21 protein-coding genes are annotated in these 22,119 nt (G+C 69.1%); 8 read left to right on the top strand and 13 right to left on the bottom strand.

Translation table 11 applies throughout. The annotated features are described in order from the left end of the window. Window positions 1–20: 20 nt before the first annotated feature. Window positions 21–182, top strand: coding sequence for a DUF8066 domain-containing protein (locus tag IU514_RS02545; RefSeq protein ID WP_194929473.1), 162 nt, complete (start codon window positions 21–23; stop codon window positions 180–182). A 20-nt stretch (window positions 183–202) separates the two neighbouring features. Here the strand turns inward: IU514_RS02545 and IU514_RS02540 are convergent, their stop codons facing one another. After that, the gene (locus tag IU514_RS02540) at window positions 203–1,294 is read right to left on the bottom strand and encodes an NADH:flavin oxidoreductase/NADH oxidase (RefSeq protein ID WP_194929472.1); all 1,092 of its coding nucleotides are present in this window, start codon (window positions 1,292–1,294) and stop codon (window positions 203–205) included. A 74-nt stretch (window positions 1,295–1,368) separates the two neighbouring features. Between IU514_RS02540 and tilS the strand changes: the two genes are divergently transcribed. The 3 genes from tilS (at window position 1,369) to ispA (ending at window position 3,913) form a co-directional block, all read left to right on the top strand. Further along, entirely contained in the window at window positions 1,369–2,661 is a 1,293-nt protein-coding gene (gene tilS / locus IU514_RS02535; protein WP_194929471.1) for a tRNA lysidine(34) synthetase TilS, read from the top strand. A 90-nt stretch (window positions 2,662–2,751) separates the two neighbouring features. Then, window positions 2,752–3,024 (top strand): exodeoxyribonuclease VII small subunit, encoded by a 273-nt coding sequence (locus IU514_RS02530; RefSeq protein ID WP_194929470.1) that lies wholly within the window; start codon window positions 2,752–2,754, stop codon window positions 3,022–3,024. After that, a complete protein-coding gene (gene ispA, locus IU514_RS02525; protein ID WP_228760408.1) occupies window positions 3,017–3,913 on the top strand; it encodes a (2E,6E)-farnesyl diphosphate synthase in 897 nt (298 codons plus the stop codon). Before IU514_RS02530 ends, ispA begins: the two co-directional genes overlap by 8 nt. Before the next feature lie 19 nt (window positions 3,914–3,932). On the opposite strand, the gene IU514_RS02520 is transcribed toward ispA, so the two are convergent. The 3 genes from IU514_RS02520 to pmbA form a co-directional block, all read right to left on the bottom strand. Further along, complete coding sequence (locus tag IU514_RS02520; RefSeq protein WP_194929469.1) at window positions 3,933–4,499, bottom strand: AAA family ATPase; 567 nt, start codon at window positions 4,497–4,499, stop codon at window positions 3,933–3,935. 66 nt (window positions 4,500–4,565) lie between these two features. Then, on the bottom strand, window positions 4,566–4,985 hold the full coding sequence (locus IU514_RS02515; protein ID WP_267464027.1) for a DUF4870 domain-containing protein: 420 nt from the start codon (window positions 4,983–4,985) through the stop codon (window positions 4,566–4,568). Window positions 4,986–5,091: 106 nt separating this feature from the next. Next, window positions 5,092–6,474: a metalloprotease PmbA gene (gene pmbA, locus IU514_RS02510; protein WP_386760505.1), complete on the bottom strand. Its 1,383-nt coding sequence runs from the start codon at window positions 6,472–6,474 to the stop codon at window positions 5,092–5,094. A gap of 96 nt (window positions 6,475–6,570) precedes the next feature. Between pmbA and yjgA the strand changes: the two genes are divergently transcribed. Continuing rightward, a complete protein-coding gene (yjgA, locus tag IU514_RS02505; protein ID WP_194929468.1) occupies window positions 6,571–7,149 on the top strand; it encodes a ribosome biogenesis factor YjgA in 579 nt (192 codons plus the stop codon). A gap of 116 nt (window positions 7,150–7,265) precedes the next feature. Here the strand turns inward: yjgA and tldD are convergent, their stop codons facing one another. From tldD to IU514_RS02485, 4 genes are all read right to left on the bottom strand, one after another. Continuing rightward, window positions 7,266–8,708, bottom strand: coding sequence for a metalloprotease TldD (tldD, locus tag IU514_RS02500; RefSeq protein WP_194929467.1), 1,443 nt, complete (start codon window positions 8,706–8,708; stop codon window positions 7,266–7,268). Window positions 8,709–8,900: 192 nt separating this feature from the next. After that, window positions 8,901–12,767, bottom strand: a complete 3,867-nt coding sequence (locus IU514_RS02495) for a YhdP family protein (protein ID WP_194929466.1) — start codon at window positions 12,765–12,767, stop codon at window positions 8,901–8,903. A gap of 57 nt (window positions 12,768–12,824) precedes the next feature. Further along, the gene (rng, locus tag IU514_RS02490) at window positions 12,825–14,312 is read right to left on the bottom strand and encodes a ribonuclease G (protein WP_194929465.1); all 1,488 of its coding nucleotides are present in this window, start codon (window positions 14,310–14,312) and stop codon (window positions 12,825–12,827) included. After that, a complete protein-coding gene (locus tag IU514_RS02485) occupies window positions 14,309–14,923 on the bottom strand; it encodes a Maf family protein (protein WP_194929553.1) in 615 nt (204 codons plus the stop codon). Before IU514_RS02485 ends, rng begins: the two co-directional genes overlap by 4 nt. A 119-nt stretch (window positions 14,924–15,042) precedes the next feature. On the opposite strand from IU514_RS02485, the gene IU514_RS02480 reads away from it, so the two are divergent. Continuing rightward, the gene (locus IU514_RS02480) at window positions 15,043–15,816 is read left to right on the top strand and encodes an SIMPL domain-containing protein (protein WP_194929464.1); all 774 of its coding nucleotides are present in this window, start codon (window positions 15,043–15,045) and stop codon (window positions 15,814–15,816) included. Between the two features lie 147 nt (window positions 15,817–15,963). After that, entirely contained in the window at window positions 15,964–16,659 is a 696-nt protein-coding gene (locus tag IU514_RS02475; protein WP_228760407.1) for an energy transducer TonB, read from the top strand. Window positions 16,660–16,857: 198 nt separating this feature from the next. On the opposite strand, the gene rlmH is transcribed toward IU514_RS02475, so the two are convergent. Then, window positions 16,858–17,328 (bottom strand): 23S rRNA (pseudouridine(1915)-N(3))-methyltransferase RlmH, encoded by a 471-nt coding sequence (gene rlmH / locus IU514_RS02470; protein WP_194929463.1) that lies wholly within the window; start codon window positions 17,326–17,328, stop codon window positions 16,858–16,860. 147 nt (window positions 17,329–17,475) lie between these two features. On the opposite strand from rlmH, the gene IU514_RS02465 reads away from it, so the two are divergent. Beyond that, window positions 17,476–19,038 (top strand): alkaline phosphatase PhoX, encoded by a 1,563-nt coding sequence (locus IU514_RS02465; RefSeq protein ID WP_194929462.1) that lies wholly within the window; start codon window positions 17,476–17,478, stop codon window positions 19,036–19,038. 70 nt (window positions 19,039–19,108) lie between these two features. Here IU514_RS02465 and rsfS read toward each other — a convergent pair whose 3' ends face one another. Genes rsfS through IU514_RS02445 form a run of 4 tightly spaced genes read right to left on the bottom strand, consistent with a single transcriptional unit; the run spans window position 19,109 to window position 21,981 of the window. Further along, window positions 19,109–19,537, bottom strand: a complete 429-nt coding sequence (gene rsfS / locus IU514_RS02460; protein ID WP_194929461.1) for a ribosome silencing factor — start codon at window positions 19,535–19,537, stop codon at window positions 19,109–19,111. 40 nt (window positions 19,538–19,577) lie between these two features. Beyond that, the gene (nadD, locus tag IU514_RS02455) at window positions 19,578–20,255 is read right to left on the bottom strand and encodes a nicotinate-nucleotide adenylyltransferase (RefSeq protein WP_194929460.1); all 678 of its coding nucleotides are present in this window, start codon (window positions 20,253–20,255) and stop codon (window positions 19,578–19,580) included. Continuing rightward, window positions 20,252–21,328, bottom strand: a complete 1,077-nt coding sequence (holA, locus tag IU514_RS02450; protein ID WP_194929459.1) for a DNA polymerase III subunit delta — start codon at window positions 21,326–21,328, stop codon at window positions 20,252–20,254. Before holA ends, nadD begins: the two co-directional genes overlap by 4 nt. Then, complete coding sequence (locus IU514_RS02445; protein ID WP_194929458.1) at window positions 21,328–21,981, bottom strand: LPS-assembly lipoprotein LptE; 654 nt, start codon at window positions 21,979–21,981, stop codon at window positions 21,328–21,330. Before IU514_RS02445 ends, holA begins: the two co-directional genes overlap by 1 nt. Between the last annotated feature and the right edge of the window lie 138 nt (window positions 21,982–22,119).

Genomic DNA, 22,119 nt, shown 5'->3' with positions numbered 1-22,119 from the left:
CTCGCTTCAGGGGAACGGGCATGAGTCACTGGTTCGCCACCATCGGCTACTTCGCGCTGATGCTCTCCGTTCCCATCCTGCTGATCGTCCTGGCAATTCGCATCGCCAAAGCGCAGGAACGCAGCGCGCGAGCTCTCGAAGAGATCGCACGCCGGCTCGACCCCGACAACCGTCAAGGCTGAGCCCGCGGGCATCCTGCGCGTCACCACGCGCGCAGGTACTGCTCCGGCGCGTGCAACTCGCCCGCCAGTTCCTGCGCCGCACGGCGCGGGAAGTAGGGATCACGCAGCAGTTCGCGCGCCAGCAGCACCACATCGGCTTCGCCACGCTCGATCACGGCCTGCGCATGGTGCGGCTGCGTGATCATCCCGACCGCACCGGTGGCGATGCCGGCCTCGCGGCGGATGCTGGCGGAGAACGGCACCTGGTAACCCGGCTGCACCGGAATCTTCGCACCCGGCACGAGGCCGCCGCTGGACACGTCGATCAGGTCGACGCCGCGGCTGCCCACCATGCTCGCCAGCTCGATGCTCTGCTCCAGGTCCCAGCCGCCGTCGACCCAGTCGGTCGCGGAGATGCGCAGCCACAGCGGCAAGCGCTCCGGCCACACCTTTCGCACGGCATCGATGACCATCATCAGCAGGCGCGTGCGGTTCTCGAAGCTGCCACCGAACGCATCGGTGCGCCGGTTCGACAGTGGCGAGAGGAACTGGTGCAGCAGGTAGCCATGCGCCGCGTGCAGCTCGACCACGCGAAAGCCCGCGGCCAACGCACGCCACGCCGCGCAGGCGAAATCGTCGACGATGTTGCTCAGCTCGATCTCGTCGAGCGCACGCGGCACCGGTGAGCCTTCGCCGAAGGCCAGCGCCGACGGCGCGGACGGAATCCAGCCGCCATCGTCGATCGACACCGGCGCGCCGCCCAGCCACGGCGGCGACGTGCTGGCCTTGCGGCCGGCGTGGGCCAGCTGCACGCCGGGAATCGCGCCCTGGGCGGACATGAAACGGGTGATCCGCGACCACGCCTCGGCCTGGCGGTCGTTCCACAACCCGGTGTCGGCCGGCGAGATCCGTCCCTGCGCGGATACGGCACTGGCTTCGGCCAGCACCACCGCGGCGCCGCCGACCGCGCGGCTGCCCAGGTGCACCAGGTGCCAGTCATTCGGTACGCCGTCGACGGCCGAGTACTGGCACATCGGCGAGACGACCAGGCGGTTGCGCAGGGTCAGCGAGCGTTGCTCGAGGGGATCGAAAAGCCGGGACACGACGAGGGACTCCGCAGGGAATGTGCTCATAGTGCGGCGCCCGTCACGCCAGAGCAGCCCCATGCATGGGTTGCTGCATTCCATTGCCGTGGCACCATCTGGGCATGCTTACCGCCGAAGCCAGCGCACTGACCTGGGCCCTGCACGACCGGCCCGACGCACCGTTGTGCGTCGGGTTCAGCGGTGGGATGGATTCGACGGTGCTGCTGCACCTGCTGGCCCAGCGCCACACCCCGGACCTGCGCGCGGTGCACGTGCATCACGGACTGCATCCGCACGCCGACGCCTGGGCTGAACATTGCCGCGCCGTGTGCACGGCGCTGGACGTCCCGCTCACGGTGGTGAAGGTACAGGTCGTCCCCGCAGGCGAGGGATTGGAAGCCGCCGCACGCGCGGCACGCCATGCCGCGTTCGAGGACCTGCTGGCTGCCGATGAAGTGCTCGCGCTCGGCCATCACCGCGACGACCAGGCCGAAACCCTGCTGCTGCGCGCACTCCGCGCATCGGGTCCGGAAGGTCTGGGCGCGATGCGGCGCTGGCGCGAGTTCGGCCGGGGACGGCTGTGGCGGCCGCTGCTCGACCACGGCCGCGATGCCGTAGCGGCCTATGCCGAAGAGCACGGCCTGCGCTGGATCGACGACCCCAGCAACACCGACGTCCGCCACGACCGCAACTTCCTGCGCCAGCGCGTGCTGCCGGTGCTGCGCGAACGTTGGCCTCACGCCGATGCCGCATTGGCGCAGTCGGCCTCGCGTTGTGCCGACGCGGGCGACCTGCTCGCCGAATCCGACCTCGCCGCGCTCGCGTCCGTCGCCACCACCGATCCCCACTGCCTGTCGCGTCCGCGGCTGGCGGCGTTGCCGCCCATGCGGCGTGCGCGCGTGCTGCGGGCCTGGACTTCGAAGCTCGGCCTGCCGCCGCTGCCGGCGCACGGCATTGTCCGTATCGAAGGCGAAGTGCTGGCCGCACGCGCCGACGCGGAAGCCGAGTTCCGCTGGCAGGACGTGGTCGTGCGAAGCTGGCGCGACCTGTTGCACGCGGGTTCGGCGCGTACGCCGCTGCCGCAGGACTGGCAATGCACATGGAACGGCCGCGCGCCGCTGGCGCTGCCCTTCGGCGGTGTGCTGCGGCTGGAAGGCGTCGAGGGCTTCGGCATCGACGTGATCGTGCGGGGCCGTCGTGGCGGCGAGCGCATCGCGCTGCCCGGCCGCGACCACTCGCATGCCCTCAAGCACGTGCTGCAGGACCTCGGCGTGCCACCGTGGGTGCGCGAGCGCATGCCGCTGCTCTGCGATGCCGACGACCACGTGCTGGCGGCGGCGGACCTGGCCTATTCCGCCGAGTTCGACGCGTGGCTGCGCGAAAGCGGCGCATGGCTGCGCTGGTTCGAGGAATAGCCCCAAGCTGCGGCTCGGATTGGACGGCCACGGCCGGCAATCGCAGACCCGGCGATTGACCGCCTCCCGGCGCGGTCGCAAACTTCGCGCATGCCACGCAAGCCCGACACCGAAACCTCTCCCGTCGCCGATTTCGAGCGCTCCCTCGATGCGCTCGAACAGCTCGTCGAGAAGATGGAGCACGGCGAGATGAGCCTGGAGGAATCGCTGGCCGCCTACGAACGCGGCGTCGGCCTCTACCGCCGCTGCCAGACGGCGCTGGAACAGGCCGAACTGCGCGTGCGCCTGCTCAGCGACCCGCAGGAACCGGCGAGCGCCGAGCCCTTTACCGCGCTGCCGCCGCAGAACGCCGGCGATGTCTGATCCGGCTGCGGCCGGTTCGATGCTCGCGGCCTGGCGCGAACGCGCCGATGCCGCGCTGGCCCGAGCCCTGCCCGATCCGCAATCCCCGCCACAGCGCCTGCATGCCGCCATGCGCCATGCCGTGCTGCTCGGCGGCAAGCGCATGCGCCCGCTGCTGGTGCATGCGGCGGGCCATCTGTTTGGGGTGGAAGCCAGCGCACTTGATGCGCCGGCGACGGCGGTCGAACTGATCCACGCCTACTCGCTGGTGCACGACGACCTGCCAGCAATGGACGACGATGCGCTGCGCCGCGGCCAGCCCACCGTGCACATCGCCTTCGACGAGGCGACCGCGATCCTCGCCGGAGACGCGTTGCAATCGCTCGCCTTCGAGGTGCTGGCGGCCACGCCGGTCAGCGATCGAATCCGCGTCGAACTGTTGCGCACGCTCGCCGTCGCCTCCGGCGCCGCCGGTATGTGCGGCGGGCAGGCGCTGGACCTGGCCGCCACCGGCAATGGACGCGGCCTGTCGGTGGGCGACCTGGAACGCCTGCACGCCCTGAAAACCGGCGCGCTGATCCGCGCGGCCGTGCGGATGGGGGCGTTGTGCGGCAACGCGTCCGATGAGGAACTGCAGCGCCTCGACCGTTACGCCGACGCGCTCGGCCTGGCGTTCCAGGTGCGCGATGACATCCTCGACATCGAAGGCGACAGCGCCACGCTAGGCAAGACCGCCGGCAAGGACCAGGCGCAGGACAAGGCGACCTTCCCCGCGCTGATCGGCCTGGACGCTTCACGCGCGCGGCTGGAGCAACTTCGCGCGGCGATGTTCGATGCACTGGCCCCGTTCGGCGAACGCGCCGATGCGCTGGCCGCGCTGGGCCGGATGGCGATCGAGCGCGATCGTTGAACCCCGTGTGGGAGCGGCTTCAGCCGCGACCCGTGCGTAGCCGCAGATCTAAACTCTGCTTCACCGATCCGCCCGGCTCGGGCAATGCATCGAGAAAGCGATCAACCGCAGCCTGCGAATCGAGCACGAATACCTGCTTGCCGGCGCGGGCCTCGGCATCCAGCTTCGCCCGCACGCGCGGCGCACTGCGCCATCGGTAAGCGAGGATCCAGAGCAGGAAATCCGCATCCAACCGTTCGATGCATCCGGCCGCCATGTCCGGACGTACCTCGCGATGGAAACGCCAGCGCCGCCGCAGCACACGCCACATGCACAGCAGCGGTGGCATGTCGAGGAAGAGCACGGTATCGCAGGCGGCCAGCCGCAGGTCGAGCGTTCCGCCGAAGTTGCCGTCCATGACCCACGCCTCCTGCGCGACGAGCGCAGCGACCTTGTCGCGCCATTCGTCCTTGGGCGTTTCCTGCCAGCCTGGCTTCCAGTACATGGCATCGAGGTGGATCAGTGGCAACCCGAGCCGCGACGCGATGGTCGCGGCAAGCGTCGACTTGCCGGCGCCGCCGGGCCCGATCAGCAGGACTCTGCGCATGACGCGCCTCTCATGACGCGTTGCCGCCACATGCCGGACGCGATGCGCGCCCGGCATGTGCGAGGGTTACTTCACCAGCCGCAACGTGAAGGGATAGCGGTAGCTGATGCCGTCGTTGGACTTCACCGCGGCGATGATCGCGAACACGAGCCAGGCGATGCCGACGACGCACCAGGCGGGGATCGCGATCAGGAAACCGATCCCGAGCGTGATGAACACCAGCACCCAGAGCGCGAAGAACACGATCGCGACGGTGATGTTGAAGTTCAGCGCTTCCTTGGCCTGGTCGTCGACGAAGGGCATGGTGTCCTTCTTCAGCAGCCAGATGATCAGCGGGCCGAGGAACGTGCCCCAACCGCCGACGCCGGAGGTGAGGATCGCGCCGGCGACCGCCGACAGGTGCGCGAACATCGCCCACTGCCGCTGGTCGGCCGGGACGCCGCTGGCGGTGTCACCACTGCCGGGAATGGGAGGAATCTCGCTCATGGCCGACTGCTCCTGGTCAGGTTATGCGAACACTCTCGGCCGCAACGGGGGCGGGGTCAAGCGCATGAATTGAGCGCCCCTCCCGTGCAGGCAGGGGCGGATTGGTTCACACCTCGCCCGCCACCGTCATTCGACCGACCAGGATCGAACCCGTGCGCACGTGCGAGCGCGTGTCGACGTCGCTGCCCACCGCTTCGATCGCGGCGAACATCGACTTGAGGTTGCCGGCGATGGTGATGCCGTCGACCGGATACTGGATCTTGCCGTCCTCGACCCAGAACCCCGCCGCGCCGCGCGAATAGTCGCCGGTCACGGTGTTGACGCCCTGCCCCATCAGTTCGGTGACGAGCAGTCCACGGCCCATGCCGCCCAGCATCGATTCGAAGTCGCCGGCGTTGGCCGCGACCTGCAGGTTGTGCACGCCGCCGGCGTTCGCAGTGGTCTGCAGGCCCAGCTTGCGCGCCGAATAGCTGCTGAGGATGTAGCGCTGCAGCACGCCGTCCTGCACCAGCGGCGATTCGCGCGTCGCCACGCCTTCGGCGTCGAACGAACTGGAGCGGAAGCCGCGCGGCAGGAACGGCCGCTCGTCGATGGCGAACCACTCCGGGAAGAGTTTCGTACCGGCGGCGTCGACGAGGAAACTGGCGCGGCGATACAGCGCGCCGCCCGACACTGCACTGAGCAGGTGGCCCACCAGCGAACGCGCCATTTCACTGGCGAACAGCACCGGATACTCGCCGGTGGCGATCTGCTTCGGCGCCAGGCGCGAAGCAGCGCGTTGCGCGGCCTTGCGTCCGATCGAAGCGGCCGACTCCAGTTCGTCGGCCGACAGCGCGATGCTGTACCAGCCGTCGCGCTGCATCGCATCGCCGCGTCCGGCGATCAACGCGCACCCGAGGCTGTGCTGGGTGCTGCGCTCGCGGCCGACGAAGCCGTGCGAATTGGCGTAGATGCCGATGCTCTCGCCGGTGCCCACGGAGGCGCCGTCGGAATTCTCGATGCGCGCATCGGAGTCGCGGCCGGCCTGCTCGCACGCGAGCGCCAGGTCGATGGCGCGGTCGGCGTCGATCACCCACGGATGCCAGGAGTCGAACTCGCGCATGTCGCGCGCCATCAGCTCAGGGTCGGCGAGCCCCGTCGCGGCATCGTCCTCGGTATGGCGCGCGATCGCGCAGGCCTGCTCGACCGTGCTGTCAAGGCTGGTCTCGCGCAGGTCGGCGGTGCTGGCGCTGCCCTTGCGCTTGCCGAAGTAGACCGTCACGGCGATGCCGCGGTCGCGCGTGGATTCGACCGTCTCGACCTCGCCCATGCGCACGTTGACGTTGAGCCCGGACTCTTCCGAGCACGAGACCTCGGCCTGGGTCGCACCGCGCTCACGGCAGCGCTCCAGCAGTTGCTGCGACAGCTCGGCCAGCGACTCCAGCCGGGCGTGGCTGTCGCCCAGGGAGGCCGCGTATTGGGGAAGGTTGGAGGGAGCGATCACGTTCAATGGCTTATCCTTGTACCTGTCGTCCCGCAGGCCTGGCCTGCGGAACGGTTACGTAAATGGTCAGGGCCGCAGGCCCGCGGAAACGGAAGCAGCAAGATGCGTGGCAGAGACGAAGATACCGGCGAGTTTTTGGGCCCCAGCCGCAGCCAGAACCGGCGCGAGGCGCTGGAGGTGCTGGCCCTGGGCGAGAAGCTGGTGTCGCTGACCGAAGCCCAGCTCGCCAAGCTGCCGGTGCCCGAGTCGCTGCTGCCGCATATCCGCGAATGCAAGCGCATCACCGCGAACATCGCCCACAAGCGCCAGCTGGCGTTCCTGGCCAAGCAGATGCGCCGCGAGGACGACGAGGTGCTGGAAAGGATCCGCGACGCGCTCGACGAGAGCGGCGACGCGGCGCGGCGCGAGATCGCGGCGATGCACCGCGTCGAGGCCTGGCGCGAACGGCTGCTCGAGGGCGGCGACGCGGCGCTTGCGCAACTGCTCGACGAGTATCCGACTGCGGACCGCCAGCAGCTGCGCCAACTGGTGCGCAACACGCTGGAGGAACGCAAGCGCAACAAGCCGCCGCGCTCGTTCCGCGAGCTGTACCGGGCGTTGCGCGATCTGCTGCTGGGTGGCGCGGTGGCTGACGCCGACGAACCGGGCGGCGACGACGCCGAAGACGGCTTCGAGACTTGAATACGCCTTCCCGGCGACAGCTGGGATCCATCCCCTGACCGTAACGTCAGGCGACAACGACGGCGAAATGGATCCCGGCGTTCGCCGGGATGTCGAGCAAAGGCGCCTTTCGGGCCTCACGCCTGCGTTCCACCCACGGTGATCTGGTCGATCAGCAGCGACGGCTGGCCGACACCGACCGGCACGCTCTGCCCGTCCTTGCCGCACACGCCCACGCCTTCGTCGAGGGCGAGGTCATGGCCGATCATCTTTACGCGCTGCATCGTCTCCGGGCCGTTGCCGATCAGCGTCGCACCCTTGACCGGCGCGGTGATCTTTCCGTCTTCGATCAGGTAGGCCTCGGTCGCCGAGAACACGTACTTGCCGCTGGTGATGTCGACCTGGCCGCCACCGAAGTTGACCGCGTACAGGCCCTTCTTCACCGAACGGATCATCTCCTCCGGATCGTGCGGTCCCGCCAGCATGTAGGTGTTGGTCATGCGCGGCATTGGCAGGTGCGCGAACGACTCGCGGCGGCCGTTGCCGGTCGGCGCCATTCCCATCAGGCGCGCGTTGAGCGTGTCCTGCATGTAGCCGACCAGCACGCCGTCCTCGATCAGCGTCGTGCAGTGCGTCGGCGTGCCTTCGTCGTCGACATTGAGCGAACCGCGACGGCCCGGCAGCGTGCCGTCGTCGACGATGGTCACGCCGGGCGATGCCACGCGCTGGCCCATGCGCCCGGCGTAGGTCGACGTGCCCTTGCGGTTGAAATCGCCTTCCAGGCCGTGGCCCACCGCCTCGTGCAGCAGTACGCCGGGCCAGCCGCTGCCGAGCACCACCGGCATCACGCCGGCCGGCGCATCGATCGCGTCGAGGTTGACCAGGGCCTGTCGCAGCGCCTCGCGCGCGAGCCGCTCCGGCTTGTCGCCGTCGAGCAGTTCGGCATAGCTGTAGCGACCGCCGCCGCCGGCGTACCCGCTCTCGCGGCGTCCGTTCTGTTCGACGATGACCTGCACGTTCAGGCGCACCAGCGGGCGCACGTCGGCGGCCATGACGCCGTCGCTGCGCGCGATCAGCACGGTGTCCACGCCACCGGACAGGCTCACCATCACCTGCTGCACGCGCGGATCGGCGGCGCGCAGCATGCGATCGATGCGGCGCAGCGTCTCGACCTTGGCTTCATTGCCGTAGCCGTCGATCGGATCCTCGGCCGGATACAGGCTGCGGCCGTTGCCACGCACCAGCGAACGAGTGGCCTGCATCGCGCCGTCGCGCGCAATGGCACGCGCCGACTTCGACGCCGCCAGCAGGGCCTCGCCGTTGATTTCGTCGGAATAGGAGAAGCCGGTCTTCTCGCCACTGATCGCACGCACGCCCACGCCCTGTTCGATCGAGTGCGCACCGTCCTTGACGATGCCGTCCTCCACGGTCCAGCTCTCGCGGCGTGCATGCTGGAAATACAGGTCGCCGAAATCGATGCCGGGTCCGAGCAGCGTGCCGAAGGTTCGCTCCAGGCCACCGGCATCGAGTCCGGCGGGCAGCAGCAGGCGGGTTTCGGCGATCTGGATCGGGAGGTTCATCGGCGTGGGTCGCTCAACTCGTGTGAATGGCGGCAGGCAATGCGGTTATACGGCGCAAACGGCGGAGTGCGCCCCTGCCGGAAGCGCCGGTGGCGGCGCGGCGATGAACGGGGCGCCGCGGGCGACGGTATCCCATCAAGATGCGGGCGCCGCGGGCGGGTTCAACCACGCCGGCCACGGTAGTGGCCGGGCTCAATCGGTCGGCGGGCTGGCGGGGACCGTCGAGGCGCGGCTCTGCTCGCTGCCGACGACCTCCACTTTAGGCTCCTTCCACGGCCCGGTGACCCGGTAGGTGCGCGAGGCCATCTCGCCGATCGGCTTCTGCAGCACGGCATTCGCCGCCGCGCCGATCGCCGCGCCGACCGGGCCACCGGCGATGGCACCGGCGACGGTGAGCAGGTTGCCGGCCTTGGGCTTGACCTCGATGGTCTGGTCGAAGCTCTGCGCACGCAGGTTGGCCGAACCGCGGATGCCGATCGATGCCGCCGGGCCGTCGATGGTCAGCTTGTCGCTGCGTGCATAGCCGCCGCTGAAGTCGACGCGGCCGCCGGCCTGGTTGAAGGCGAATCCCTTGTAGAAGAAGTCGCGGAAATCGAGCATCAGGCGCCGCGGCAGCTGGGCCAGGCTGAGCAGGCCGAGCACGCGGCCAGCGCCGGGCTCCACTTCCAGCAGGCGGCCGTTGCGGATGTCGGCAGTGAGGCTGCCCTCCAGCGTCGCCAGGTCGAACGCCGCCGGACTGCCGCTCCAGCCGGCATCGAAATGCATCGTGCCTTCGCCGCCGCCAAGGCGGCTGCCCATGCCGAAGCCACCCAGCAGCGCACCGAAGTCGTCGCTGCCGATGCGGACGTCGAGGTGGGTGCGCGCATCGCCGCCGCGCCCGGCCCAGTCGCCGGCCACGTCGATGCGGTGCTGGTCGGTGCGGGTCTGGAGCTGGTCGATGTGCAGGCCGCTGGACGTCGGCCGGGTGCGCAGGCGTGCCGACCCGAGCTTGGCATCGGCCAGGCGCAGGTCGGTGAAGTCGATGGCCAGCGGCGGAACCTTGGCGGGGTTGATCGGATCGGCAGCCGCGGCGGTCGCGCCCGCGGGCGCAGCCGGCCCCGCAACCGGAACCGCGGATGCGGCAGGCGCTGGAGCTCCCGCCACGGCCGGTGCCGCGCGCCAGTGGAAACGGTCGAAACGGCCGGCAATCGTGGCGCCCTCGCCCGCCGGTATCAGCAGCGCGCCTTCCAGCGATTCGCCTTCGGTCTGGATCGCGGTGGCACCTCGCGCGGCAGGCACCACGATCACGCGGGTGTCGGGGAAAGCGCCGCCGAGCAGGTTGAGCTTCTGCGCGACGACATCGATGCGCTGCAGCGGCAAGCCCTCGCCTTCGCCTCCGTGCAGCAGCGCGATCCAGTCGATCGCATCGAGCGCGGCGGCGCGGCCGGTCGCGACCAGCCCGTTCGCCGGCGGAGCTTCGTCGACGCGCTGGCTGCCGAGCGCGATGCGCACGCCGGTCTGTCCGTTCGCACTGCGCGCGCGCAGCGCGATGCGCTGCCCCAGGTTGACCAGGATGTCGCCGCTGCCCATCGGCAAGGGCGTCTCGACGCTGGTGGCCAGCGTCTCGTCGGCAGGCTTGCGCAACGGTTCGGGCAAGGTCAGTTCGGTGCCGACGAGGGAGGAGCGCAACTGCAACAGCGCGTTCGCTTCCTTGCCCGGCGCGGACCTGGGAATCAGCACGCCGATGGTCCACGGCGACTGTCCTTCCATGTGCGGCTTCAGCCAGGCCAGTTCCGGCGCGCGGTCGAGCAGCGCGTCGGTGCCGAACATGGCGTCCAGGCCGGCTTCGAACACATGGTTCCGGTCGCGGGTGAAATCGCCCGCGCGCAGCGACAACGCACCGGGACGGCCTTCGTGGATCACGCGCAGGTCGTCGGCACGGAACCCGCCCAGCGAATACTCGGCCTTGCCGTTGACGCGGTCGAAGTCGAGCTTCCAGCGGCGCTCGCTCAGGCGCGCATCGACGAGTTCGACGTTGCCGCCGATGCTCAACGGTTCGCCGTGGCGCAGCGGCAGGTCGAGGTCGAAGCCGACCTTCGCGCCTCCGCGCGCGGTCAGGTTGTCGATCGTGTCCTTGTGGGTGGCATGCAACGGGCTCTGCCGCATCAGCGCGAGCAGTTGCGCGGCATCGCCGCCGCCACGCGCGTTCACGGTCAGGTCGCCGTCGTGGTAGTGGTCGATGCCGGCCTGCAACTGCTGCAGTTCGACGCCAAGCAGCTTGCCCTTGCCGGTCAGGGTGAAGCCGTCGGCGATGAAGCGCACGTCGCCTTCGACCGAATCCGCCGCCGGCCAGCCGGGCTGGAACTTCAGCGACATGTCCGCCAGGTGCGCACTCGCTTCGAAGCGGCCGTTGTGCCCGGTGAAAGGCCATTCGTCGAGATCGCCGGTGACGACCGCGCGGCCGTTCTGCACGCGACCTGCCAGCAGCGCCTCGTCCAGCCACTTCACGACCGTCGGCGGCATGAGGTGGCGGATCCAGAATCCCTTGGCCACCGGCACCGCGGTTTCCTCGATGTCGGTCGCGATGTCGATCCAAGGCCGCGTACCGTCGCCCTGCCACCACATACCGCCACGGGCGTTTACACCGAACGTGTCGCTCTTCACGCGCAGCGCCGGCGTGCCGATGCGCCAGCCATTGCCTTCGCGCCAGCCGCTGACCATGCCGGTCAGGTGGACGGTGTGCACCACGCCGAAGCCGCTCGGCCAGTCGAATGCCAGCGCCGAGGACGGATCGAAGCGCAACGTGAAGCCGTCGGCATCGCCTTCGACATCGCCGGCCAACCCCTGCAGGCCGGGGGCGTTGCCGACCGCGGCGAATCCGAACGTGGCGATGCGGGCCTTGGCGTGCATCAGACCGCCACGCCGTCCCGCGAGTTCGATGTTGCGCAGCGAGGCGCGCGGCTGCGTGGTCCTGATCCAGTGCCGCATGCCTTCCGGCATGCGGTCGCTCAACGCCGCGACCGCGAACAGCGGACCGGCATCGATGCTGTCGGCGAGCAGCGCATAGCGCTCGCCGCCGGCGATCATCAGGCCATCGAGCGTCTGCAGCCGATCGCCGCTGCCGATGCGCAGCTTCGGCGCATCAAAGCGCCAGCCGCCATCGATCAGTTTCCAGCGCGTGCGTCCTTCGACGCGGTCGAAGCCGGCGCGCGGCACGGCCGAACCCGAGGCCGCCGCGGTATCGGCACGGCCACGCAGGCCCACGCCATCGAGCGCGACCACGCTGGTGACCTGCGAAACGCGATGCCCGCGCAGGTCGACCCACGCCTCAGCACGTCCACGCCCGGATTCGACAGTAACCCCTGCCATGCGCGCCAGCGCCGACCACGCGGACAGATCCGCGCGGTCCAGCACCGCATACGCGCGTCCGTCGCCCAGCTTGCGGTCGAAATCCAGTGCGGCGTCCAGCGGCGCGGCATCGGCTCGCGCCCACACACGCACGCCGCAGCGGACGCGCGCGCCGTGCACCTGCAGGCGCAGGTCGATCTTCGGGACCTTGGCGTCGATGCCCAGCGCAGGCGCGTGCACCGCCAGCTTGCCGCCGATGACCTGCAGTTCGCCCAGGCGTTCCAGGGCCGCGAACGGATCGCTGCCCGGCTGCTGCTGGCCCGGGAGTCCGCGCACCTGCCAGCGGCCGTCATCGGCGCGCTGCAGCGTCAGGTCGAGTCCGCGCAGGCGCAGTTCGGAGAACGGGTGTCCTGGCAGCAAACCCGCGTAGATCGACACCAGCATCTCGGTGTCGCCAATCACGAAGGACTGCGCACCTTTACCGATCCGCAGGTTGTCCAGGCGCAGCAACGGACCACGGCGGGTCCATTCGGTGTCGACGCGATCGAACGCCACCGGCTGGCCCGCACGCTCGCTCAACCATGCCGCCACGCGCTGCGGATGACGCTCGGCCATCGGCAGCACCTGGCTGGCCGCGCCCAACAGGACGGCGATCAGCACCAGTGTGACGGCCACACCGTAGACCAGGCCACGGCGGGCAATGCGCATGCGGCGGCGCAAAGGCGTGGGCATCAGCCGGCCACTCCCGCTGCGACGTTCTTTGCGGAGGCAGGGAGCGCTACGGCAATGTCAAAGCAGAACGACATCGAACTGCTCCTGCGCATACTGGTCGTCCGCCTGGAAACGGATCGACTTGCCGAGGAATTCCTCCAACTCGGCCACCGCCGCTGACTCCTCGTCGGTGATGCGCGCAACGACCTTCTGCGATGCGATCACCAGCAGGCGCTGCGCGTCGAACTGGCGCACCTGGCGGACGATGTCGCGGAAGATCTCGTAGGTCACGGTCTCCGGTGTCTTGAGCATGCCGCGGCCACCGCATTCGTGGCAGGGCTCGCTGAGCTGCCGCTCCAGGCTTTCGGTGGTGCGCTTGCGCGTCATCTCCACCAGGCCCAGAGGCGAGAACTCGTACACCGTGGTCTTGGCATGGTCGCGCGCCAGCGACTTCTCGAGCTGGCGCAGCACCTGGCGACGATGCTCCGGGTCGAGCATGTCGATGAAGTCGATGATGATGATGCCGCCGAGGTTGCGCAGGCGCAGCTGCCGCGCCACCGACTGCGCGGCCTCGAGGTTGGTGCGGTACACCGTTTCCTCGAGGTTGCGCTGGCCCAGGAACGAGCCGGTGTTGACGTCGATGGTCGTCATCGCCTCTGTCTGGTCGATGACGAGGTAGCCGCCCGACTTCAGCGGCACTTCCTTGTCCAGCGCGCGCTGGATCTCGTCCTCGACGCCGTACAGGTCGAAGATCGGCCGCGCGCCGGCGTAGTGCTCGATCTTCTCGTCCAGGCCGGGCATGTACTGCGCGGCGAACACGCGCAGGCGGTCGCAGGTCTCGCGCGAATCGACGCGCACCTTCTCGACGTCGCGCCGCATCAGGTCGCGCACCGCACGCAGCGGCAGGCTCAGGTCTTCGTAGACGCGGGCGCCAACGCGCGAACTTTGCGAGCGCTCGGCGATCAGCGCCCAGGCGCGATTGAGGTAGGCGACGTCCTCCGCCAGCGCTTCCTCGGGCTGGCCCTCGGCATTGGTGCGCACGATGTAGCCGTGTGCCTCACCGGCGGGCGCCAGCGTGCTGACGTGGTTCTTCAGGCGTGCGCGCTCGGCCTCGTCCTCGATGCGTGCCGACACGCCGATCACGCGGGTGCGTGGCAGCAGTACGAGGTAACGCGAGGGAATGCTCAGCTGCGTGGTCAGGCGCGCGCCCTTGCTGCCGATCGGGTCCTTCACCACCTGCACGACGATTTCCTGGCCTTCGCGCAGCAACTCGCCGATGGGGCGGGTCGGCGTCGGCGGGAGTGGTGCCTGGTCGCCGTCGCCCTCGGATACCTGCGCGGGCTTGACGATGTCGGCGGCATGCAGGAACGCGGCGCGCTCCAGGCCGATGTCGACGAAGGCGGCCTGCATGCCGGGCATCACCCGCTGCACCTTGCCCTTGTAGATGTTGCCCACCACGCCGCGGCGCCAGCCGCGTTCGATGTGCAGCTCCTGCAGCATGCCGTTCTCGACCACGGCGACGCGGGTCTCGCGCGGCGTGACGTTGACCAGGATCTCCTCGGTCACGATGCCACTCCGGCCTGGTGCAGCGGCGCACGCGCGACCGGGAATGGCCCGTAGCCGAATCCGGCCAGTACCTGCGAGGTCTCATGCAAAGGCAGGCCCATCACGCCGGAGAAACTGCCGGACAGGCGTTCGACGAAGATCTCCGCCGCGCCCTGGATGCCGTAAGCGCCCGCCTTGCCCTGCCACTCGCCGCTGGCGATGTAGGCGGCGATCCGCGGCTCGTCGAGCGGGGTGAAGGTCACCTCCGACAGCGACACCACCTGCATTTCGCGTGCGGCCGACACCGCCGAAACCGCGGAGATGACCAGATGCGTGCGGCCGGCCAGCTTCCGCAGCATTGCCGTCGCATCCGCCGCATCCTTCGGCTTGCCGAAGACCTCGTCGTCGAGCACGACTTCGGTGTCGGCACCCAGCACCACCGCCGAAGGATTTGCGACGACCTTCAAAAGGCCAGCTCCTGCCTTCTCGCGCGCCACCCGGCGCACGTATTCTTCGGCCGGCTCGCCAGGCTGGCGGTGCTCGGGAATGTCAAGGTCGAGCACACCGAAATCGAGGCCAAGGCGGGCCAGGAGTTCGCGGCGACGGGGCGATTGCGAGGCGAGATATAACATTGATTGCAAGCATAACCCGCGCTGACTGGACGCCGCCCGGCGGACGTTCCGATAACCCCGACCGGGCTCACGAATCGTTCACCGGATCGACACGACCCTCCCCACCCATGGAGCTATACATGCAGCACCAGAGCCGGACCCGCTCGACCCACGCTTTCCGTTTCCTGCGCCCGCTGGCACTCGCGGCCGCGATCACCCTGGGGACCCTGCCCGCCATGACCGCCTCCGCCCAGTCGGCGCCCGCCTTCATCCCGACCGACGGCACCCTGCTCAACGTGTCCGCCCAGGCTGAGGCCAAGCGCGTGCCCGATATCGCCACGCTGTCCACCGGCGTGGTCACCCAGGCCGCCGACGCCAATGCCGCGATGCGCGCCAACGCCGAGCAGATGAACAAGGTCGTGGCCGCGATCAGGGCCGCCGGCATTGCCGAGCGCGACATCCAGACCAGCGGCGTCAACCTCAGCCCCCAGTACAAGTACGGCGAGAACCAGCCGCCGACGATCACCGGCTACCAGGCCAGCAACACGGTCAACATCACCGTGCGCGACATCGGCAAGCTGGGCAAGATCCTCGACGCGCTGGTCGCGGTCGGCGCCAACCAGATCAATGGCCCGAGCTTCGACATCGACGACAAGAAGAAGGACGAGGCCTACGACGAAGCGCGGCGCGCCGCGGTCGCGAAGGCCCAGGCCCGCGCCGAGATGTATGCCAAGACGCTCGGCGTGCGCGTGCGCCGCATCGTCAGCATCAGCGAAGGCAGCGGTTTCCGGCCGCCGATGCCGATGCCGATGATGGCGATGGCGAAGATGGACCGCGCCGAGTCCACGCCGATCTCGCCGGGCGAGAGCACGCTGTCGGTCAACCTCGACGTGATGTTCGAACTGGGCAAGTAAGCCGCCGCGAATACCGTGGAACGAGGGCTCGCATCGCGGGCCCTCTTTTTTTTCGCAGATCCGCTTTCGCTTAACCCCGCCGCCACTTCACGCGCGTTCGCAGGATTGCAGCCCGACACGCGGCTGCATCCAACCCGGAGGTGGCCCATGGCGTTCGCGATTTCCCACCCGCAGGCCGGCGCGTTGCGTTTCCCCGAGTCGCCGCTCGATCTCCCGCGCATCGTCGGCCAGGCCGGCGCCATCGTCATCAATGCGGCGCTGCTGATGGCGCTGATGGTGCCGTTGAACGTGCCGATGCAGCAGATCCTGCACGAGCCGGAGTTGGAAGCGGTCTTCATCGAGCCGAAGAAGGTTGAGCCCAAGCCCGTCGAGATCGTCCACGACAAGCCTCGTCCGCTGCCGCCGGCGCCGTCGCAACGGACCGAAGCCGTGCGACCGGTGCGCGCCGATGCCGTTGTACCCGCGCAGCCGGACGATCTGGTTGCGCCGCTCCAGCCCGATGTCGCCGATGCTTTCGACGACAGCCTCGCGCGCGTGGAACCGCCAAGCGATGGACTGGCATCCACGGCCGCACAACTGCAGGCGCTGGTGTCGCCTGCGCCACCCTATCCTGCCCAGGCCATCCGCGATGGGCTCACAGGCACGGTGGTGCTGGAGATCGTGGTCGGCACCGACGGGCGACCGCTCGACGTCACGATCGTTCGCAGCAGCGGACACCGCGTGCTCGACCAGGCCGCGCGCCGCACGGTGCTGACGCGCTGGACCTTCCAGGCCGCGACACGCTACGGCCAGCCGGTGCAGGCGATCGGGCGGGTACCGATCGACTTCGTGCTGCAGAGGTAGTTGCCCCCTCTCCCGCGTGCGGGAGAGGGTTGGGGTGAGGGCAGAACGCCAGGCGGCCCCACGCCAGGAAGAACCCTCATCCGCCCTCCGGGCACCTTCTCCCGCATACGGGAGAAGGGAAACTCAAGCGCGCGACGCTGATGAGCTGGATCGCGAGCCCGCCTCTTCAACTGTGAGGTGGATTTGCCTGCAACCTGATCACGCCCGGTGATACGGATGATTCGCCAGCAGCGCAGCCGCACGGTAAAGCTGCTCGGCGGCCACCAGCCGCACCAGCATGTGCGGCAGCGTCAGCGGGCCCAGCGACCAGCTTTCGTCAGCGCGCGCCAGCACTTCCGGCGCATGGCCTTCCGGACCACCGATCAGGAAGGCGAGATCGCGCCCCTGCCCGCGCCAGTGCTCGAGCCGTTGCGCGAGCTGCTCCGATGACCACGTCCTGCCGCGCCCATCGAGCGCGACGACGTGCGGCACTTTCGGCAACGCCGCCAGCACGCGCGCGCCCTCGTCCTGCATCGCCCGTGCAGGATCGCGGCCCTTGCCGCGCAGTCCCGGCTCGACTTCCACCAGATCCAGCGGCAGCCAATGCGACAAGCGCTTCTGGTATTCGGCGAACCCCTCGGCCACCCAACGCGGCGCGCGCTCGCCCACGGCGATCAACTTGGCTTTCATCGCGGCATGGTAGTGCCTGCCAGCGCATCACGCGCCACTCACGGCCTGCGTCACGGTCCTGCGCAGTGAAATCGCAACGTCATACAACGGTTATCCGCCGCCCCTAGCTTCGCGGTGCTCCATTCCCCCGCCAAGCAGGAGTCGAAGATGTCCGCAGTCCACCTTTCCCGCCGCCAGGTCCTCAAGGGCGGCGCCGCCGTGATGGCCATGGGCGCGATCGGCAGCCTAGGCGCGCTGTGCTCGCGCCAGGCGCAGGCCGCTGCCGGCGGCACCGTATGGACCGGTCCGGTCCCGAGCCGCTACGGCGCGCTCGCTCCCGTCGCCGACCAGACCACCGGCTTGCCGCTGCTGCAGTTGCCGCCGGGCTTCAGCTACAGCTCCTTTGCCTGGACCGGCGACCGCATGGCCGACGGCCAGCCGGTGCCGCCGCGCCACGACGGCATGGCGGTGATGCAATCACGCGGCCCGGGATGGGGCGTCGGCCGCAACGGCCGCGGCCACGGCCATGGCCCGGAGCTGGTGCTGATCCGCAACCACGAGGTCGGCGCAAGCGCCTCGCCGATCCGTGCGCCGGGCATGTACGACAGCGGTGCGATCAGCACCGACGGACTACGCGCGGGAGGCGGTACCACGACACTGCGTTTCCGCGACGGCCGCTGGCTCGCCGCGGAAGCCAGCCTCGGTGGCACGGTAGTCAACTGCGCCGGCGGCCGCACGCCGTGGGGCACCTGGCTCACTTGCGAGGAGATCAAGAGCGACGCCGTGTCCAGTACCGGCCGCAAGCACGGCTATGTTTTCGAAGTGCATCCCGATGCGGAGCGCACCAGCGGCCGGCCACTGACCGCGCTGGGCCGCTTCAGCCACGAGGCGGTCGCCATCGATCCGCGCACCGGCTACCTCTACCTGACCGAGGACGGCCGCAACAAGTCGGGCCTGTACCGCTTCATTCCAAACGATCGCGCAGGCCGCTACGGCTCACTGGAAAACGGCGGACGCCTGCAGGCGGCGCGCGTGCACGGGCATCCCAATGCCGACCTCACCGTCGCGCAGATCGGCCAGGAGTTCGCGCTGGAATGGATCGACATCCCGGATCCGGACCTGGATTCGATCGTCGCGCCTGCCGGGTTCCCTGACATCAGCACCGGCGACACGCTCAGCGGCACGTTCGCACAGGGTTGGAGCGAAGGCGCGCTGCGCATGAGCCGTGGCGAAGGCATCTTTCATGCAGACGGCAGGATGTTCATCGTCGACACCAGCACGGGTGTCGACTCGCGTGGCCGCCGTGGCCGCGGTTACGGAGCGGTGTGGGTGCTGGATCTCACCAGCCAGAGGTTGCGCGCATTGTTCGTCAGCGGCGACCAGAGCGCCGCACACAATCCCGACAACATCACCGTCAGTCCGCGCGGCGGCGTGGTGCTGTGCGAGGATCCGGACGCGGCACCATCAGGCAGTCCCGATGTGTATGGCCCCGGCACGCGCCTGGTCGGTCTGACCCGGAGCGGCGAGCCGTTCTATCTCGTGAAGAACAATGTCGAACTCACCTCGACGCAGATCGCGGGTGCCGGCAAGGACATCGCCGAAGGCGACTACCGCGACAGCGAGTTCTGTGGCGCGTGCTGGAGTCCGGACGGCCGCACGCTGTTCGCCAACATCCAGACCCCGGGCATCACGGTGGCGATCACCGGCCCCTGGGAGCGCGGTCCGCTGTAAAGCCCGCAGTGTCCTCGAACGACAACGGCGCCCGAGGGCGCCGTTGTATTCGATCATGGATCGGCCGTGATCAACGCAAGCCGCGAATGTCGGCCTCGTACTCTTCCTCGATCTCCTGCGGCGGCTGGTCGCCGACCGTCCACAGACGCTCCAGCGCATAGAACTCGCGCACGCGCGGCAGCATGACGTGGACCACGACGTCGCCCAGGTCGACGAGGACCCATTCGGCCTCGCGTTCGCCTTCCACGCCAAGCGGCATGACATCGAGGTTCTTGGCGAACTTGACGACTTCGTCGGCGATCGACTTGACGTGACGGGTCGAGGTGCCCGACGCGATCACCATGTAGTCGGTGACGCTGCTCTTGCCACGCACATCGATCTCGACGACATCCTTGGCTTTGAGCTCTTCGACCGCGGCATGCACCGTTTTCAGCAGGACGTCCACGGCGGGCGGCGGACTGGGCAGGCGGGTCTTGATGACGTGGGCTTGGCTGCTCAAGGGGACTGGACTCTCGGATTCGATCGGGGTGTCGTGACGATTATAACGAAGCGCGGCGAACTGCCCGGACGCCGTACAGGCCGTGGCGGCGTACATATTCAGCAACGGCGGCGGGCACCCATTCATCCCAGGATTCGCCTGCGGCCATGCGCTGGCGCAGCTCCGTGGACGACTCCGGCCGCAAGGGAAGGTCCTCGAACAGCGCGAAACCACCGGCGGGTGAGGGGGACAGCGCCTGCGCGTCGCGCCAACGTGGCACGATTTCCGCATGCACGTCCGGCGCATGCGTCTGGACCCACTGCGCATCCGCATGCGACCCGGGACGCGCCACTGCCAGCACGTGGGCCAGCGCGAACAGCTCGCGCCAGCGGCTCCAGGTATGCAGTTGCAGGAGCGAGTCGCTGCCGATCATCCACACGATCGGCGTATCGGCGCCGAGCTCGTCACGCAGCGCCTGCAAGGTGTCGACGGTATAGGACGGTCCCTCGCGATGCAGCTCGCGACGGTCGACCACCAGTCCGTGCTCGCCCGCCACCGCCAGGTCCAGCATGCGTGCGCGCTGGTCGGCATCGGCATGGGTGGCGTCCTTGTGCGGCGGATCGGCCGCAGGCAGCAGCCTGACTTTCGCATGCAGCGCATCGCGAACCGCCGCGGCGATGGCCAGGTGGCCGTTGTGGACCGGATCGAAGGTGCCGCCGTAGTAGACGTGCAGCGTCATGCACCAGGTCCGGCCAGGAGCCGGGCGGCACGCGGTTCGGCGACGGCCAGCAGCAGGCGTTCCAGCGCGATCCAGGCATCGGTCGGCTCTTCGCCGACGCGCACGCGCCCCTTGGCGATGCGGTCGACCTGCCCCGCCTGGGCGACGAATGCCTCCCAGCGCCGCACGTCATGCCGCTGCAGCGCACGCCGGTACATGGGCTGCTTGGAGTCCCAGATGCGCTGCGCCTTGAACTCGGAGGCGAGATTGCCGCCCCGCGACTCCACGCGCGCCAGGGCTGCGCCGCGCTGCAGTTCCATCACCACCATGCCGAGCAGCGCCGGCACTGCCTCGCCTTCGGCGCGCAGTCCGGCGAGCATGCGAGAGACCTGCGCTGGCTGACCGTTCAAGGTCGCATCGATCACGCGGAACACGTCGAAGCGCGCCGCATCGGCGACCAGCGTCTCCATGCGTTCGCGATCGAGCGGCGTGCCGTCGGACAGCAACGCCAGCTTGTCGATCTCCTGAGCCGCCGCCAGCAGGTTGCCATCGACGCGTTCGGCCAGCCCTTGCACCGCGTCGCGATCGGCACGCAGGCCGCGCGCCCGCAGGCGGCGCTCGATCCATTCCGGCAATTCGTGTGGCTTGATCGCCCAGGCAATCGCGACCGAGCCGATGCGAGCGATGGCCTCGCTCCACTTGCCGCCGTGCTGCTTGCTCCACTCGCCGGCGGTGATCAGCAACGTGACGTCGGCCGGCGGATCGGCGCAGAAACCGGAGATCACCTCCGCGCCTTCCTTGCCCGGCTTGCCGCTGGGCAGGCGCAACTCGACGAGCCGCCGGCTCGAGAACAGGCTGGGCGCGCGGAAACTGGATTCCAGCGCGTTCCAGTCCGGCTCGCGCTGGTTGCCTTCGGCTTCGAATACTTCGCGCTCGTCGATGCCGTGACGGCGCGCTGCGGCACGCACGGCATCGGCGGCTTCGAGCACGCGCAGGGGTTCCGGGCCCGCGATCAGGTACGCGGGGCGCAGCGGAGGCGGTACGGGCTGATCGAGGCCGAGCTGGCTGACCAGCTGTTCGGGCCTGAGCTCCATCAGCGTGGCTTCTTCTCGGTCACCGGCGGCGGGGACGGAGCCGGCGGTTCCGCGGCAGGCGGCACGTCCATCGCATCGGCGGCCTCAAGCGCGGCCTTGGCGGCATCTTCCGCTACCGGGACCTTGCCCGGTCCGGCACCGATCACGCCACCGCCACGCGCCACGGCATCGAGGCGGCGCAACACCGACGCCGCCATCTCGCGGCGCAGTTCGCGCTGGAGGACTTCACGCTCGCCTTCGGTACCGGTCGAATTGACCGGATTGGAGATGTAGTCGCGGGCCAGTTCGATGGTCTGGCGCGGCACCGGTGTACTGCCATCGGCGCGGCGCAGTTCGAACGTCACCGCATAGCGCAGGCTGAACTCCTGCGCACGGCCCAGCGAGTCGAGGCTGATCGGCCGGTCGCCCCAGCGCTCGGCCAGCAGGTCGAGCACGGTCACGTCCTGCATGTCCGGAGTGGCCTTCGGAACACCTGCGCGGACCAGCGATTGCGACAGCGATTCGGCCAGCGGACTGTAACGGTCCACCGACACCACCTTCACCGCGCCGAGATCTTCGGGCAGCACCAGCGCTTCGCGCAGGTGGAAACCGCAGGCCGACAGGGCCAGGACAAGGGCAACGGGAAAGACTTGGCGGATCGCGCGTCGAAACATCGGGCGGGGGCTCATGCGTGCAGTCTGGACGAGGCGCCTTTGACCATCAATAGCGCGGGTGTCATTGCCGTTCATCGACGCGCGATGAGGCGCCTTGGCCCAGCCCCCTGAGTCAGGGGGCGGTTCGCGCCAGCGGCG

It is taken from the genome of Lysobacter niastensis, assembly GCF_015453285.1.
Lineage (GTDB): Bacteria > Pseudomonadota > Gammaproteobacteria > Xanthomonadales > Xanthomonadaceae > Lysobacter_J > Lysobacter_J niastensis.
This window is presented reverse-complemented; position numbering and strand designations above follow the sequence as displayed.